At 47.7% G+C, this 14,911-nt stretch carries 18 protein-coding genes; 8 read left to right on the forward strand and 10 right to left on the reverse strand.

What is annotated here, in order from left to right; all coding sequences use genetic code 11:
* The first annotated feature begins 211 nt into the window (after window positions 1–211).
* Complete coding sequence (locus COW15_RS10725; protein WP_293632570.1) at window positions 212–760, forward strand: gamma carbonic anhydrase family protein; 549 nt, start codon at window positions 212–214, stop codon at window positions 758–760.
* 175 nt (window positions 761–935) lie between these two features.
* On the opposite strand, the gene COW15_RS10730 is transcribed toward COW15_RS10725, so the two are convergent.
* Genes COW15_RS10730 through aroE form a run of 3 tightly spaced genes read right to left on the reverse strand, consistent with a single transcriptional unit; the run spans window position 936 to window position 2,327 of the window.
* The gene (locus tag COW15_RS10730; protein ID WP_293632571.1) at window positions 936–1,175 is read right to left on the reverse strand and encodes a hypothetical protein; all 240 of its coding nucleotides are present in this window, start codon (window positions 1,173–1,175) and stop codon (window positions 936–938) included.
* A 22-nt stretch (window positions 1,176–1,197) separates the two neighbouring features.
* A complete protein-coding gene (locus COW15_RS10735; protein WP_293632572.1) occupies window positions 1,198–1,473 on the reverse strand; it encodes a DUF1488 domain-containing protein in 276 nt (91 codons plus the stop codon).
* A gap of 5 nt (window positions 1,474–1,478) precedes the next feature.
* A complete protein-coding gene (gene aroE / locus COW15_RS10740; protein ID WP_293632653.1) occupies window positions 1,479–2,327 on the reverse strand; it encodes a shikimate dehydrogenase in 849 nt (282 codons plus the stop codon).
* A 153-nt stretch (window positions 2,328–2,480) separates the two neighbouring features.
* On the opposite strand from aroE, the gene COW15_RS10745 reads away from it, so the two are divergent.
* Window positions 2,481–2,921, forward strand: a complete 441-nt coding sequence (locus tag COW15_RS10745; protein WP_293632573.1) for a group II truncated hemoglobin — start codon at window positions 2,481–2,483, stop codon at window positions 2,919–2,921.
* A 34-nt stretch (window positions 2,922–2,955) separates the two neighbouring features.
* Here the strand turns inward: COW15_RS10745 and hemF are convergent, their stop codons facing one another.
* The 6 genes from hemF to COW15_RS10775 form a co-directional block, all read right to left on the reverse strand.
* Window positions 2,956–3,864, reverse strand: coding sequence for an oxygen-dependent coproporphyrinogen oxidase (gene hemF, locus COW15_RS10750; protein WP_293632574.1), 909 nt, complete (start codon window positions 3,862–3,864; stop codon window positions 2,956–2,958).
* A gap of 25 nt (window positions 3,865–3,889) precedes the next feature.
* Window positions 3,890–4,456 carry an L-threonylcarbamoyladenylate synthase gene (locus COW15_RS10755; RefSeq protein WP_293632575.1) on the reverse strand — a complete coding sequence of 189 codons (567 nt, stop codon included), beginning with the start codon at window positions 4,454–4,456 and terminating at the stop codon, window positions 3,890–3,892.
* Between the two features lie 147 nt (window positions 4,457–4,603).
* The gene (locus tag COW15_RS10760; protein WP_293632576.1) at window positions 4,604–5,167 is read right to left on the reverse strand and encodes a type I DNA topoisomerase; all 564 of its coding nucleotides are present in this window, start codon (window positions 5,165–5,167) and stop codon (window positions 4,604–4,606) included.
* A gap of 110 nt (window positions 5,168–5,277) precedes the next feature.
* Window positions 5,278–5,751, reverse strand: a complete 474-nt coding sequence (locus tag COW15_RS10765) for a DUF494 family protein (protein ID WP_198781773.1) — start codon at window positions 5,749–5,751, stop codon at window positions 5,278–5,280.
* Between the two features lie 2 nt (window positions 5,752–5,753).
* On the reverse strand, window positions 5,754–6,776 hold the full coding sequence (gene dprA / locus COW15_RS10770) for a DNA-processing protein DprA (RefSeq protein WP_293632654.1): 1,023 nt from the start codon (window positions 6,774–6,776) through the stop codon (window positions 5,754–5,756).
* An 83-nt stretch (window positions 6,777–6,859) separates the two neighbouring features.
* On the reverse strand, window positions 6,860–7,978 hold the full coding sequence (locus tag COW15_RS10775; RefSeq protein ID WP_293632577.1) for a LysM domain-containing protein: 1,119 nt from the start codon (window positions 7,976–7,978) through the stop codon (window positions 6,860–6,862).
* A gap of 125 nt (window positions 7,979–8,103) precedes the next feature.
* Here COW15_RS10775 and def point away from each other — a divergent pair, with 125 nt between their 5' ends.
* Genes def through COW15_RS10800 form a run of 5 tightly spaced genes read left to right on the forward strand, consistent with a single transcriptional unit; the run spans window position 8,104 to window position 13,758 of the window.
* Window positions 8,104–8,616 (forward strand): peptide deformylase, encoded by a 513-nt coding sequence (gene def, locus COW15_RS10780; RefSeq protein ID WP_293632578.1) that lies wholly within the window; start codon window positions 8,104–8,106, stop codon window positions 8,614–8,616.
* Window positions 8,617–8,624: 8 nt separating this feature from the next.
* Window positions 8,625–9,581, forward strand: coding sequence for a methionyl-tRNA formyltransferase (fmt, locus tag COW15_RS10785; RefSeq protein ID WP_293632579.1), 957 nt, complete (start codon window positions 8,625–8,627; stop codon window positions 9,579–9,581).
* A 2-nt stretch (window positions 9,582–9,583) separates the two neighbouring features.
* Window positions 9,584–10,870 (forward strand): 16S rRNA (cytosine(967)-C(5))-methyltransferase RsmB, encoded by a 1,287-nt coding sequence (rsmB, locus tag COW15_RS10790; RefSeq protein ID WP_293632655.1) that lies wholly within the window; start codon window positions 9,584–9,586, stop codon window positions 10,868–10,870.
* A gap of 15 nt (window positions 10,871–10,885) precedes the next feature.
* Window positions 10,886–12,295: a Trk system potassium transporter TrkA gene (gene trkA / locus COW15_RS10795; protein ID WP_293632580.1), complete on the forward strand. Its 1,410-nt coding sequence runs from the start codon at window positions 10,886–10,888 to the stop codon at window positions 12,293–12,295.
* A 20-nt stretch (window positions 12,296–12,315) separates the two neighbouring features.
* Window positions 12,316–13,758 carry a TrkH family potassium uptake protein gene (locus COW15_RS10800; RefSeq protein WP_293632581.1) on the forward strand — a complete coding sequence of 481 codons (1,443 nt, stop codon included), beginning with the start codon at window positions 12,316–12,318 and terminating at the stop codon, window positions 13,756–13,758.
* A gap of 69 nt (window positions 13,759–13,827) precedes the next feature.
* On the opposite strand, the gene hemG is transcribed toward COW15_RS10800, so the two are convergent.
* Window positions 13,828–14,379, reverse strand: a complete 552-nt coding sequence (hemG, locus tag COW15_RS10805; protein WP_293632582.1) for a menaquinone-dependent protoporphyrinogen IX dehydrogenase — start codon at window positions 14,377–14,379, stop codon at window positions 13,828–13,830.
* A gap of 200 nt (window positions 14,380–14,579) precedes the next feature.
* On the opposite strand from hemG, the gene COW15_RS10810 reads away from it, so the two are divergent.
* On the forward strand, window positions 14,580–14,888 hold the full coding sequence (locus tag COW15_RS10810; protein WP_006083802.1) for a metalloregulator ArsR/SmtB family transcription factor: 309 nt from the start codon (window positions 14,580–14,582) through the stop codon (window positions 14,886–14,888).
* Window positions 14,889–14,911: the final 23 nt, after the last annotated feature.

Consider the following 14,911-nt stretch of genomic DNA (forward strand, 5'->3'; position numbering starts at 1 on the left):
CAGAGAGTAAGCTACTCAATTCAACCTCACTCGCCAGCTTGCTTTCGCTGTCTGCCGTGTCAGTGGATGCGCATTATAGGGAGATTGAGAAAGTGCGCAACCCCTATTTTTAAGATAATTGTCATTTTCTCGCTGTTCGTTGGATATTTGACCTGACCAGCCAGTTTTTAACCTTTATAATGCAAAAAACCACTCAATTAGGGACTTTTCTATGTCAGGGCCACTCAGAACTTACCAAGGTATTCACCCTCAATTAGGCAATAATGTGTATGTAGATGAAGCTTCGGTGCTTGTTGGCGATATTACTTTAGATACTGACGCCAGCATTTGGCCTATGGTGGCGGCGCGTGGTGATGTTAACCATATTCGTATTGGTAAGCGCTCGAACGTGCAAGACGGTAGCATATTACATGTGACGCGTAAGTCAGCTGCTCGTCCCGATGGCCATCCACTGATTATTGGTGATGATGTGACTATTGGTCATAAGGCGATGCTCCACGGTTGCAAAGTCGGTAACCGAGTATTAGTGGGTATGGGCGCGATTATTCTCGACGGTGCGATTTTAGAAGATGATGTGATCTTAGGTGCGGGCTCTTTAGTGCCACCGGGCAAGGTACTACAGAGTGGCTATTTATATGTAGGCAGCCCAGTTAAGCAGGCTCGTCCATTAACGCCTGCCGAAATTGCCTTTTTGCCAGAATCTGCCGACAACTATGTCAGACTGAAAAACGAGTACTTAGTCGAGTTACAAAACCTCTAATCACTTAGAGTTAGTCGATTACAGTTAGTCACTTAGCGTTACTATCGCTATATAAGAAAGGCGGCAAAGACTCATTGAGTCTCTGCCGCCTTTTACTATTCGCTAATTGATTAGCACTCTATCTAACTTTGGCGTGTAACACCGTTTTAACGGGCATATATGGTTAACAATTTTGTTAATTGTATTTTTCACTAAGTACCAGAATATCAGGCAAGTTGTCCTGCCATTTGGGCCATGAATCCATTAAGTGAATATGATCAAAGTCATTGCCAAGTTTGTCCATTTCATTTGCAGCATCATTTAGAAACTTGGCTATATCTCTAAGATCTGATGAGTTTGCTGCAATGGCAATTGAATCCAATTCGATTAAGCCATCGGTTGTGACATCGTGTTTATGGGAGCCAGTTATTTTCATGGACCCTATCTCTTAAATTCATCTAGCCTAAGTGTACTGCCCCGAACTCATCGAACTCTTCGGCTTTGATTAACTCTTCCGCCATTTCTTCGGCATCAAATCTCACCGCATCAAATAAGGCCAGCATAGCAGCGGCTTCATCGGTACTCGGCTGCGGGGAGAAATCATTCAGCTCGGCCAACTTATTCGCACTGATATAACACTTGATGTTCATCCCCTGGGACTGGGCGATAAAACAGATCTGTCCTTGGGCATCATCCCAATATTGTAGATCGGGGAAAAGAATACTTTGATTCATGCTTCCTACTTAGGCTCAGCCTTTAGTTTGTCCCGCAAAAGTGCCAACACCACTTGGGTGTCGGGCTCAATACCTCGCCATAGGGTAAAACTTTTAGCCGCTTGTCCGACTAACATGCCGAGTCCATCGATGACTTTTGCCGCACCTTGGGAGAGTGCCCATTGGTTAAAAGCGGTGACCGAGGCGCCATACATCATGTCATAACAAACCGTTTGGGTGGTGATGATATGTGCTGGCAAAGGTGGCAACTCGCCCGCAAGGCTAGCGGAAGTTGAGTTAATGATGATATCAAACTCACCCGCAAGAGCACTCATTTCTACGGCGGAGACTCTATTCGCAAAAGCCCCCTCATCCACAGCAGTAAAGATATCGACCAGAAGCTGCGCCTTAGTATGAGTGCGATTGCTAATCGTTAGCTGCGTAATTCCGGCATTTAATAACGGTAGAATACAACCGCGCGCCGCACCACCAGCACCAATAAGTAACACGCGCTTATCTTGTAGGCTGCCTAAGTTAGCGATGAGATCGGCCACCAGCCCTAAACCGTCGGTATTATCACCACGAATAGTGCCGTCGGCCAATACGCTTAAAGTGTTTACCGCGCCGGCGAGTTTGGCCTCTGGGCTAAGACTGTCACACAGCGCAAAAGCTTGCTCCTTAAAAGGCACGGTCACATTCGCCCCCTTGCCGCCCGCATTGAAAAACGCCGTCAAAGAGGCTTCAAAACCATCCACAGGAGCAAGAATGGCTTCATAGGTTAATGATTCTTGAGTGGGCGCAGCAAATTGTCCATGGATAAACGGCGATTTACTGTGGCTAATGGGATTGCCAAACACTGCGTATCTGTCTGTCATAGCGATATTAAATTTCAGGTTCAATGGCTTTGCAGTCTAACGCGCTTTTAGGGGCACGCAAGCCAAATTATACTCAACTGAATTTCATACTCTATTTCACGCTATAATGCGCCATCGGCTCAATATTTTCTATTTTAGTAAACGACTATTCAAATGAACTGGCTTAAAAAGATTTTTAGTAAACACAACACTCCACCACAGGATGATCGCGATCCGAGTCAATCGAACGCCTATGACTTAATCGGCGGCGAAAAAGTGCTCCGCGCTATCGCCAAGAGTTTTTATCGGAAGATGGCAAACTCGGCAGAAACGACAACACTGTTTTCCATTCATAGGGCGCCAATTGCGGAATCAGAGCAGAAGTTGTTCGAATTTTTAAGTGGTTGGCTCGGTGGACCGCAGCTCTACCAGCAAAAATATGGTCATCCCGCATTGCGAGCACGGCATATGCATTTTGCTGTCGATGAGGCGATGCGCGATCAATGGCTGTTTTGTATGAAGTTTGCGATTGAAGAGAACATTAACAAGCCAGAGCATAGGGCCGCCATTTATGAGGCGATTTCAACTCTGGCCAATCATATGCGTAATCAATAAAGTGGATGCTGTATCCACTTTATAAGATTAATGGCTAAACCCAGTCGCGGGGTTTGAGGTAGTTATCGTACAAATCTGCCTCTGGGCTTTCCGCCTCCGGCGTATAGCCATATTGCCAACGCACTAATGGCGGCATCGACATTAAGATAGACTCGGTACGCCCGCCCGTCTGCAGACCAAACAAGGTGCCTCTGTCGTAGACTAAGTTGAACTCAACATAACGACCACGACGATAGAGTTGGAACTGGCGCTCACGCTCACCGAATTCAGTATCTTTACGGCGCTCGACAATCGGCGCATAGGCCGTTAAGAAGCCATTGCCCACGGCTTGCATAAAGCTAAAGCTTTGATCGAATCCTGCTTGATTCAAGTCATCGAAAAACAATCCGCCTACACCGCGGGTTTCATTACGATGTGGCAGGAAGAAATATTCATCGCACCATTTCTTATACTTGGGATAAACCTCATCCCCGAAAGGCGCACAGATAGCCTTAGACGTTTGATGCCACTCGCGCACATCTTCCTCGAAGGGATAATAAGGCGTTAAGTCAAAACCGCCGCCAAACCACCACACGGGATCTGCGCCCTCTTTTTGAGCGATAAAGAAGCGCACATTGGCATGAGTCGTTGGGATATAAGGATTATTAGGATGGATCACTAAAGACACACCCATAGCTTCGAAGCTGCGACCCGCCAGTTCTGGGCGATGCGCCGTTGCCGATGCCGGCATAGCGGCGCCAGTCACATGGGAAAAGTTAACCCCTGCCTGCTCGAACACCGCGCCTTGGGTTAATACTCGGCTGGTGCCACCACCGCCTTCGGCGCGGGTCCATGAATCGGTGGCAAAGGTCGCTTGGCCATCTAACTTTGCTAACCCTGCACAAATTCGGTTTTGTAGATCGAGTAAAAACGCTTTTACCACTGCAGCATTAGGCACACTCATCTTGTTATCCTTATTATTGGTTTGCTCATTGTCCATTGCGTAAAATTTTGCCGCTTCGCGCATCGATAATGGTAGAGGGCTGGCGTTGTTCACCGAGTTCACCCAATACGAGTGCATCAATTTTACCTTCAAAATCGGCAAGGATTTCAGCGGCGGTTAATGCGGGATCTTCACCGGCAAGGTTAGCGCTGGTCGATACTAAAGGTTTATTAAGCGCGCGGCACAGGACTTGTACCCCAGCATGGGCAGATACGCGCACTGCGATAGAGTCAAACTCGCCACAGAGGTATTTCGAAACATGCGCTTTGGTTGGCATCACAAAGGTAAAAGGCCCTGGCCACTTAGAAAATGCAAATTCGAGCTGCTCAGCCGTTAATTGCGATTCATCAACATAGGCTAAAAGCTGCTGAAAATCACTGGCGACTAAGATCAGTCCCTTTTGCCATGGGCGCTGTTTTACCACCAATAACTTTTGGATAGCGGTGTCATTATCCGGGTCGCAACCTAGGCCATAAACCGCCTCGGTTGGATAAGCGATAACGCCACCGTTAAGCACAATGTCTTTTATGTCAGATGGGTACAGCTGCAGCATCTTAGGATCACCTTTTGAGTATGGTCGATTTCTACAATCAAATCATTGGATAAATTCGAATACTGACCGCCCCATCAGCGGCCAGCCAAGGATTATACTCAAGCCACTTTCATCGGCCAAATATTAAGATGCAGGTCACACAATAAACTAAAGGGGTCTTTTGTATTTGCAGCTTTTTTGCGGACATTCTAAGCGCATCCCTGCCGCCCCCTTACGCTCAACCAAAATCCCATAACCACAATTCGGGCACTCTTCAGCAACCGGTGGATAATTCACAATAAACTTACACTTAGGATAAGCGCTGCAGGCATAAAAACTCTTACCGAAACGGTTCGTTCTATGTTCGAGTTTACCCGTTTTGCATTCTGGACAAGGGATATCTGGCTTATCTGCCCCTTGATCGGGCTTTTCAATATGCGTGCAACTTGGATATTGAGTACAGCCGATAAAGATCCCAAATCGACCAGACTTTACCGCTAACTCGTGGCCACATTCAGGGCAGACTGAACCTTCAATCACTTGGGTTTCAATGGATTCGTGCTGCACTAAGGGACGAGTGTACTCACAGTTAGGATAGTTATTACAGCCAATAAAACTGCCGTGCTTACTGTGTTTTACCGTTAACTCACTGCCGCACTCGGGGCAAAGTTCGTATTCTTTTTCCAAGGCGTGCTCATGGGCACTAAATAATTGTTCATCGATCTTAGACATAATCATTCACCACCAATCAAAGCGCATAACGCTTGGCCACCAACAAACTCATGGCATCAAAAAAGGAGGGCTTAGCCTCCTTTCTCTCATTATTCATAGTATCGCAACGATTAAGAATGTAGTCGGCCTTCGGGCTGCTCAAAAATTAAATCTTCCATTTGCTCATAGGCGGATTCATGGCCGGGGGCGTTGAATAGCACCATCAAGATAACCCACTTTAGATCTTCGAGGACTAAGGTAGGTTCATCAAGCTCCATGACTCTGTCGATCACCATTTCACGGGTTTCGACATTCAGCACTTTAACTTGCTCTAAAAACAGCAAGAAACCACGGCATTCCACATCTAATTTTTCCATTTCGTCTTTGGTGTAGATACGAAATGAATGTTGATCATGGTTACACAGGTAAGGTTTATCCCCTTCCTGTAGTTCCGCGAGACGTTCCAACCAAGTTAACGCTTTTAAAATTTCGGACTGATGGAAACCAGCGCGAGTGAGTTCCTTGGTTAACTCGTCTTCATCCACTAATAGTTCAACTTCACTGTGAACATAGTTTTCAAATAGATACATGAGGATATCAAACATGGCTAGCTCCTCTTTACTCTGACGTAACCACCGGGTACTGCAACAACCCAACCTTGCAACTCAAGTTCAAGCATTTGTTCTAACACCAGATCTATCGTTTTTCCACTATGTTCAACTACAGCATCAATTGTTGTAGCCTCATAACCTACACTAGCTAACAGCGACGCAAATGGCAAATGACAAATCTCACCTTGCTGTAGCTGTATATGGTGGCATGACTTTAATTCTTCAAGGTGGAAAGCGGTCAAACTTGCCAACTCATTTACTATATCGGCCGCGGTTTCCACAAGTTTTGCACCATCACGCAATAAATCATGGCAGCCCTGATGATAGCCACCAAGGATGGAACCGGGAACGGCAAACACCTCGCGCCCTTGCTCCATCGCCAACCTAGCTGTGATTAAAGAGCCGCTTTTACGGCAAGCCTCAACCACTAGCGTACCTAAAGAAAGACCGCTGATGATGCGATTTCGTTTCGGGAAATTACCCGCAAACGGCCCCACATCCGGCCAAAACTCGCTGAGTATACAGCCTTGCTGCTGAATATTCTCATAAAGCTGTCGATGCCTACGGGGATAAATAGTATCAATACCGGTACCCAGTACAGCAATCGTCCTTCGATCCCGATCGACACAGGCTTTATGGGCGGCACCATCAATCCCCATTGCCATGCCGCTGCAGATACCAAATCCCATTGAGGATATCTCAGCGGCCAACTGATAAGCGACCTGCAATCCGCTAGGAGATGCATTACGACTGCCAACAATCGCAAGATAAGGAAGGGCTAAAGCCTCCAAACAACCTTTAACAAACAGGACGGCAGGCGGATCAGGGAGTTGTTTTAATAAGGGAGGATAAAGAGGATCGGAGAGACAAATTAAATGATGGAACTCAGACTGCTGTTGCCACTCAAGGGCAGCATCCACTTTTTGATAATCAATAGCAAGGCTATGGAGCCGTTGATCAGATAAAGGCAGGGCTTGTCTTTCATGCTCTAATCTCTGCCTAAGATCGTCCACATCCATGTGTTTTAATAATTGTTGGATCTGGGCGGGTCCAAGCCCAGATACAGCACTAACAACTAACCAATCGACCAAATGTGCAGAAATTATTGACCTCTATAGGCTAAAGAGTCGGGAGCCACTAGTTTATCGTCAACTCGAACCGGACGTTCATTGGCGACAATTAATCCTAAGCTTGCCTTATCAAACACTTTAAAAACTAACAATCGACCATGATAGATATCAGGCATTTTTATCGCGCGATCCGATGAGATGGATGCGACTATATTGTCATAGGCCGTACGTTCGGTGGCGGGTACGGGTAAACCATCATGGCTGATGACTATCTCTTCACCATCACGGTAAATCGAGAACACTTCACCGGGGCCGACGCCATCTTGTTTACCTTTATCTAAGTACACGACATCCAACTTACCCGCTTCACGCATCTTAGACTCAATGGCTAATACTGTGGCTGGCGTCTTTAAATCCGCGGGTTTAGGGGTGAAATAGGCAGACATTAAAGAATCATCTTCCATCGGCAGCACTTTAAAACCGGCCTTAGTCTCACGGAAATTACTCAGCAGTTTGATTTTAGAAACCTTACCAGACTCTATAACTTGCCCCGTTGATGCTAGAATCGCTTCCTGCCCTAAGGCTTCCCCCGTTTCCTTATTGAAAAACTCACGACCACGCTCATAGACACCGTATTTTTTATTTAAAGGTAATTCGCTGTCGATATAAATCACATCATCCAACACATGGTGGCGTGAAGGGCTTTCCCCCGCGAGCACCATAGGTTGTGCTGTGAGCCACTGCGAATCAACCACTCGATTTTGCACCAAATAATTCTCAATCAGAGCGAGATCGACGGCGGGTACAGCGTCACTCTTAGCAACGATACGGCCCTCAGGACTCTTTCTGACATGGGGTTTACCGTCGCCATTACGCACTAATCTGGGTTGGCCATCGATAAAGACTAATGTGAGCTGGTCACCGGGATAAATAAGGTGGGGGTTTGCGATCTGTGGGTTAACATCCCATAGACGCGGCCATTTCCACGGATCATTTAAAAACGTCGCGGAAATATCCCAAAGGGTATCGCCCTTTTTTACCACATATGACTCGGGATGCCCCGCCTTAAGCGTCAGGGTATCTGCGGAAACAAACGTGCAATTGAATGTCATTAACGCGAGTAAAATTAACCGTTTCATGGTGCAGTCCATGTTGTTTGGCTCTTAAATCGAGCTTTTACTGTTATTGATAGGCACTAAAGATTAAAATTAACCCATTAGCCTCAGTCAGTATAACCAACTGGCTGAGATTTGACAGACTTGTTAAGAGTTTAAGTATGGCACTGTTAAAAGTTTTACGCTTTCCCGATGAAAGATTGCGAACCCAAGCAAAACCTATCACAGAGTTTAATGCTGAGCTGCAAACTCAAATCGATGATATGTTCGAGACCATGTACCAAGAAAAAGGGATTGGTCTGGCCGCAACCCAAGTCGATTACCATAAACAACTGATCGTCATCGATTTACAAGATGAAGTCGAACGCCATAAGGTATTTATCAACCCTGAAATTATTGCCAGTAGTGGTGGTTTTTGTAACGAGGAAGGCTGCCTGTCTGTCCCAGGGATTTATGCCAAGGTCGATCGCGCGGAGTTTGTCACAGTCAAAGCCTTAGATAGACATGGTAGTGAATTTACGGTTGAAGCCAGTGAACTGTTTGCCATTTGTATCCAGCATGAAATGGACCACCTGAAAGGCAAATTGTTTGTCGATTACCTGTCGCCGTTAAAGCGTCAACGGATCAAACAGAAACTAGAAAAAGCGGCCCGATTGGACGCCAAAGAAGCATAGGATCAGATTTGAAACCACTCAACATCATCTTTGCCGGAACACCGGATTTTGCCGCTCGCCATTTACAGGCGTTGCTCGACTCACACCATAATGTGATTGGCGTTTACACTCAGCCCGATAGACCCGCTGGCCGCGGTAAAAAACTGACCGCCAGCCCAGTAAAAGAACTCGCGCTCGCCAATAATATTCCAGTTTATCAACCCGGCTCACTTCGCAAAGAACCCGCACAACAAGAGCTTGCCGCACTCAATGCCGATATCATGGTGGTTGTCGCCTATGGTCTGATCCTGCCCAAAGTCGTCCTAGATACACCGCGTTTAGGTTGTATCAACGTGCATGGCTCGATCTTGCCACGCTGGCGCGGCGCGGCACCGATCCAACGCGCACTCTGGGCGGGCGATAAAGCAACCGGTGTCACTATTATGCAGATGGATGTGGGGCTAGACACGGGCGACATGTTGCTAAAAACCACTCTGCCGATCGAAGATGATGACACTTCGGCCAGCCTCTATGAAAAACTCGCAGCGCAAGGTCCCGTCGCCCTATTGCAGGCCCTCGAAGGTCTCGGAAACGGTACCTTAGTCGCAGAAAAACAAGATGAAACCTTAGCGAATTACGCAGAGAAACTCAGTAAAGAAGAAGCCAGACTCGACTGGAATAAATCTGCTAAGCAGCTATGGCAAGAGGTCCGCGCCTTCAACCCTTGGCCGGTGAGCTATTTTGAGCACCAAGGCAACACCATCAAGGTTTGGCAGACCCAAGTCAGCTCCACCAGCAGCAATGCCGCACCCGGCACTATTATCAGCGCCAGCAAGAAAGGCATCGAAGTCGCGACTGGCGATGGCGTGTTAACCCTGCTGAGCATGCAATTACCCGGAAAGAAACCACTCAGCGTTGCCGATATTCTCAATGCCCGCGGCGAATGGTTTAGCCCTAATACTCGCCTCAACAGCGAGGCACAATAATGATGAACTTGCGCGCGCTGGCGGCGAAAGCCATTTTCGAGGTATTGGAAAAGGGCGTGTCACTCTCGGTCGCCCTACCCGAACAACAAAAACACCTGACCAGCGGCAAAGATAAAGCCCTGCTCGCCGAACTCTGTTACGGCGTGATGCGCACTCTGCCACAAATCGAAAAACGCATCAGCGAATGCCTCGAAAAACCATTAAAAGGCAAACAACGGATCATTCATCAGCTATTAATTGTCGGCTGTTATCAGTTGTACTTCACCCGCATCCCTAGCCATGCTGCGATTTCAGAAACCGCCGAAGCCTGCCGCCAGTTAAAATTTGAAGGCATGGTCAAAGTGGTGAACGGCGTACTACGTAATATTCAACGTCAATTAACCCCGCTGAGTACCGAGTCGGAAACCTTAAGCTACAACACTCCAGGCTGGTTAATTAAACGCTTGAAGGCAGCCTATCCCGACAACTGGCAAGAAGTCATCCAACAGGGTCACGAGCGGCCGCCGATGTGGCTGCGAAACAACCGCTTATCCCAGAGCCGTAGCGATTACCTCGCCGCCTTAGCCGAACTTGAGATTGAAGCCAGTGCAGGATTGAGTGATGATGCCATTCTACTCGCCCACCCCAAGGATGTGGCGACACTGCCGCGCTTCTACGAAGGCGCTGCATCTGTGCAAGATGGCGCAGCCCAATGGGCGGCGACACTGTTAGCGCCGAAGGCCAATGAACTTGTTCTCGATGCCTGCGCGGCGCCCGGCGGCAAAAGTTGCCATTTACTCGAACTTGAACCCAGCATCAAGCTAGTCGCCGTCGACTTTGATGCCAAACGTCTCGAGCGGGTGCAGCAAAACCTTGATCGACTGTCATTAACGGCAACACTTATCCATGGTGATGCGGCCAATATCGACTCATGGTGGCAGGGTGAACAGTTTGATCGTATCTTACTCGACGCACCTTGCTCAGCGACGGGGGTTATCCGCCGTCATCCCGATATCAAATGGTTACGCAAAAACCATGACATAGAAGAACTCGCTGAGCTGCAAAGACAAATTCTCGATCACTGCTGGAAGTGGCTCAAACCCGGTGGCACACTCCTGTATGCAACTTGCTCGATTTTACCGCAGGAAAACCGCGATCAGATCAGTGCATTTTTAGCCAAAACAGCAGATGCTAAGCTAGACACACTCTCCCAGCAAAATTCGCCACAGGATATTGGTTGGCAAATCACGCCGGGACAACACAAGATGGATGGGTTTTATTACGCCCGTTTATTGAAAGCGACCCATTAGGAAGTAAGCAAGGCCATGAAAATTATCATATTAGGTGCGGGTCAAGTCGGGGGAACCTTGGCCGAGAATTTGGTCGGTGAGAACAATGACATCACCATAGTCGATAGCGACAAATCCAGATTACGCGCCCTGCAGGATAAATATGACCTTCGCGTCGTGGCGGGCCATGGTGCCCACCCCGATATACTAAAGGAAGCTGGCGCCGAGGATGCCGACATGCTTATTGCTGTCACCAACAGCGATGAATGCAACATGGTTGCCTGCCAAATGGCCTACAGTCTCTTTGGCACTCCCACTAAAATCGCCCGTATTCGCTCTGAACCCTATCTGGCGTTGCGCGATAAACTATTTATCGATAGCGAGACCAAAAACAGTGAGGGTCGCCCCCGTGGCGGTTTTGTGATCGATGAATTAATCGCCCCAGAACAGTTAGTGACCGCTTACATTCAACGTCTGGTCGAGTATCCTGGCGCACTGCAAGTGCTCGAATTTGCCGAGGGCCGCTTAAGTCTTGTGGCTGTGCGCGCCTATTATGGTGGCCCACTGGTGGGGAATGCGTTAGCGGCACTGCGCGAACATATGCCCAATATTGATACCCGGGTTGCGGCAATTTTCCGCCAAGGACGCCCTATCATGCCCCGCGGTACCACCATTATTGAGGCTGATGATGAAGTCTTCTTCGTCGCCGACAGCCGCCACATTCGCGCAGTAATGAGTGAGATGCAAAAACTCGATAACACCTACCGCAATATTATGATCGCCGGAGGTGGCAACATAGGGTTAGGCCTTGCAAAGCGCCTCGAGCGCACTCATTCAGTGAAGCTTATCGAACATAAGTTTGAGCGTGCGGAAGCCCTCTCGGAACAGCTTGAAAACACCACTGTATTCTGTGGTGACGCATCGGATCAGGAGTTATTGCTCGAAGAGCACATAGATCAAACCGACGTATTTATTGCAGTTACCAATGACGACGAAGCCAATATTATGTCAGCCCTATTGGCAAAACGTATGGGCGCAAAAAAGGTGATGGTATTGATCCAACGCGAGGCCTATGTGGATATAGTCCAAGAAGCCAATATCGACATCGCTATTTCCCCCCAGCAGGCGACGATTTCAGCCCTATTAACCCATATCCGCCAAGGCGATATCTGTAACGTATATTCATTACGTCGCGGTGCAGCCGAGGCGATTGAAGCAATTGCCCATGGTGACTCCAGCACATCTAAAGTGGTGGGTAAGGCGATTGGAGAGATCAAATTACCGCCAGGAACCACCATTGGAGCCATAGTGCGCAACGAAGAAGTGTTAATGGCCCACGACAAAACCGTGATAGAGCAAGGGGATCATGTGATCTTATTCCTCGTGAATAAGAAGTTTGTCGGCGAAGTCGAGAAACTGTTCCAACCTAGCGCCTTTTTCTTCTAACTGCCTTAGTAAGCTAATGTATGCTGAACTTTAGACCACTACTGTTTATTCTAGGGCTGTTTCTCTCCATGTTGACAGCCTTTATGTTTGTGCCACTACTCGTCGCCGTTTTCAATGGCGAAGAGACTGTGGGATCATTCATGCTGTCAGCCTTGGCAACAGGGGTTTGCGCCAGCCTTTGTCTGCATAACGGCCAAAGTAAAGCGATTCACCTCAATATTCGAGATATGTTTTTGCTGACCAGCCTAACCTGGCTGATTGTGAGTCTCTTTGCGGCCATGCCTTTTACCTTGTACCACGGTATTGGTTACACGGACGCCTTTTTCGAGACCATGTCCGGCATCACAACGACAGGCTCCACCGTCCTCTCGGGTTTAGATACTATGGATCACAGTATCTTAATCTGGCGCTCATTGCTGCAATGGCTTGGGGGGATTGGTTTTATCGTCATGGCGGTAGCGATTCTCCCCTTCTTAAACGTCGGTGGTATGCGGCTATTTCGTACAGAATCTTCAGACTGGAGCGACAAAGCCGTCCCTCGAACCCAAAGCATGGCTAAGCACCTGTTTTTTATTTATGTTTTACTCACAGCAAGCTGTGGCTTTGCCTATCACCTTGCGGGTATGACTTGGTTTGAAGCCATCAACCATGCGATGACCACCCTATCGACTGGCGGCTATTCCACCTCCGACAGCTCTATGGCGGCATTTTCAAACTCGGCCCACTGGGTTGGTATCTTCTTTATGGCTGCGGGAGGCTTACCACTCCTCATGTTTGTGCAAACCGTACAGCAAAGGGATCTTCGGATTTGGAACGATGCTCAAGTAAAAGGCTTCTTATTTTTCCTGACCTTTGTCTCTTGCTCTATTGGCTTTTGGCTATGGCAAACCCGCGAGATTGAGCTGCTCGATGCACTGCGTTTATCCAGTTTTAACGTCGTTTCCGTAGTGACAACTACAGGTTATGGCTTAACGGATTACGCAGCTTGGGGCGCTTTTGCCAATATCGCCTTCTTATTTTTAATGTTTGTCGGCAGTTGCTCTGGTTCAACCTCTGGCGGGATTAAAATCTTTCGTTTCCAAATTGCGGGCGCTATTATGCGCGAGCAGTTGAGACAGCAATGTCATCCGAATGGTATCTTTAGGGAACGCTATAATAATCGCATCATCAGCGAAGATATTGTGCGTTCGCTAATCACCTTTATGCTGCTTTTTATGATGGTGATTGTGGGATTGTCGGTGATTTTAGTGCTCACGGGGCTCGACCCTATGACCAGTTTCACGGGTGCTATCACGGCGGTCACCAACGTAGGCCCAGGTTTAGGCCCAATCATTGGCCCTGCGGGTAACTTCTCAACCCTGCCCGATGTGGCGAAATGGGCGTTGTCGCTCGGCATGCTCCTCGGTCGTTTAGAAATTCTGACCGTAGCAGTGTTATTCCACCCGAGTTTCTGGAAGTATTAATTCTGTAGAGCTTGAATACTGAAAGGCGCTTAACTTGTTAAGCGCCTTTTTTATTAAGCCTGACCCGTCCTAAATAACAGTAACGTCAGCTAATTCCAACAGATGATCGGCATAGACCTTCACATCTGCCCAGTCGGTATAATCGATAACCGACTTAGGATCGGTTGGGCCTTTGGTCATCTTCATAATCAACTGGATCATCCACCTGTCGTACCAAGGCCATGAAGGATAATCCACTTTTCCCGCAATGATTTTAAGATCGGCTGGCGTCCACGGTGATAGCGCAATAAATTTTTGTAGGTATTTATTATTCTCAGGAATACGTTTTTCTGGATTTCTCGCCACCACATTGACGCAGAAGAAACTGTTTGGCAGTGCACCCAAAGCCTCTGCATGTTGCTCGATAAACTGGAACACAGTCTTATCGTAGGTGCCATAGAGTACGCAGGCGCCAAAGGCGACGACATCATAATCGGGCCAATTAATGCAAGTGGCGGCAGCACTATTGATATCGACGAGGTCGACCTGTGCTCCACGAGATATTAATTGCTCGGCAATTGCGCTGGCAATTTTGGCCGTATGACCACCGCGGGTAAAATAAAGCACAAGAATCCGTATCATAGGCTGTTTCCGATCCACTGAGTTAATGTCACCATTGTGGCCATATTCGGCTCAATAAACCCCTAATAGGATCACAAATCGGCGGTATCTCATATTCTGTCATGCAAAAATTGAGATCTACATTACTGAGCAGTATGATTGCGTATATTGAAGTATTCAATTAGAATTATCTAATCAAAGGCGATAAAGTGAGTGACCTTATGCAAAATGACATAGATGTAGCTGCAATGGTAACTAATGCGGAAAGTGCGGCTAAATGGCTCAAGGCCATAGCAAACCCTTATCGCCTAATGATTTTATGCCTACTGCTGGATAAAGAATTGAGCGTAACCGAGCTTAATGCCACTGTGCCATTAAGCCAGTCGGCACTATCCCAGCATTTAGCCGTATTACGCGCTGAAGATCTGGTGGATACCCGTAAGAGTTCACAGATTGTTTACTACAAGCTCAAGAACGAGCAAGTTACCCAAGTGATTTCTATTCTCCACAGCCGCTACTGCGCTGTGTAATGGCAAAGCCCACCTAAAATTAA

Origin of the sequence: Shewanella sp. CG12_big_fil_rev_8_21_14_0_65_47_15 (assembly GCF_002783505.1) — a bacterium.
Lineage (GTDB): Bacteria > Pseudomonadota > Gammaproteobacteria > Enterobacterales > Shewanellaceae > Shewanella.

Excerpts from the sequence above, each read along its gene's own strand:
- def (WP_293632578.1), top strand. The coding sequence starts at position 8,104 with ATGGCACTGTTAAAAGTTTTACGCTTTCCCGATGAAAGATTGCGAACC.
- COW15_RS10810 (WP_006083802.1), top strand. The coding sequence starts at position 14,580 with ATGCAAAATGACATAGATGTAGCTGCAATGGTAACTAATGCGGAAAGT.
- COW15_RS10745 (WP_293632573.1), top strand. The coding sequence starts at position 2,481 with ATGAACTGGCTTAAAAAGATTTTTAGTAAACACAACACTCCACCACAG.
- rsmB (WP_293632655.1), top strand. The coding sequence starts at position 9,584 with ATGAACTTGCGCGCGCTGGCGGCGAAAGCCATTTTCGAGGTATTGGAA.
- hemG (WP_293632582.1), bottom strand. The coding sequence starts at position 14,379 with ATGATACGGATTCTTGTGCTTTATTTTACCCGCGGTGGTCATACGGCC.
- trkA (WP_293632580.1), top strand. The coding sequence starts at position 10,886 with ATGAAAATTATCATATTAGGTGCGGGTCAAGTCGGGGGAACCTTGGCC.
- COW15_RS10725 (WP_293632570.1), top strand. The coding sequence starts at position 212 with ATGTCAGGGCCACTCAGAACTTACCAAGGTATTCACCCTCAATTAGGC.
- COW15_RS10800 (WP_293632581.1), top strand. The coding sequence starts at position 12,316 with ATGCTGAACTTTAGACCACTACTGTTTATTCTAGGGCTGTTTCTCTCC.
- hemF (WP_293632574.1), bottom strand. The coding sequence starts at position 3,864 with ATGAGTGTGCCTAATGCTGCAGTGGTAAAAGCGTTTTTACTCGATCTA.
- COW15_RS10760 (WP_293632576.1), bottom strand. The coding sequence starts at position 5,167 with ATGTCTAAGATCGATGAACAATTATTTAGTGCCCATGAGCACGCCTTG.
- dprA (WP_293632654.1), bottom strand. The coding sequence starts at position 6,776 with ATGGATGTGGACGATCTTAGGCAGAGATTAGAGCATGAAAGACAAGCC.
- aroE (WP_293632653.1), bottom strand. The coding sequence starts at position 2,327 with ATGACAGACAGATACGCAGTGTTTGGCAATCCCATTAGCCACAGTAAA.
- COW15_RS10765 (WP_198781773.1), bottom strand. The coding sequence starts at position 5,751 with ATGTTTGATATCCTCATGTATCTATTTGAAAACTATGTTCACAGTGAA.
- COW15_RS10755 (WP_293632575.1), bottom strand. The coding sequence starts at position 4,456 with ATGCTGCAGCTGTACCCATCTGACATAAAAGACATTGTGCTTAACGGT.
- COW15_RS10735 (WP_293632572.1), bottom strand. The coding sequence starts at position 1,473 with ATGAATCAAAGTATTCTTTTCCCCGATCTACAATATTGGGATGATGCC.
- COW15_RS10775 (WP_293632577.1), bottom strand. The coding sequence starts at position 7,978 with ATGGACTGCACCATGAAACGGTTAATTTTACTCGCGTTAATGACATTC.
- COW15_RS10730 (WP_293632571.1), bottom strand. The coding sequence starts at position 1,175 with ATGAAAATAACTGGCTCCCATAAACACGATGTCACAACCGATGGCTTA.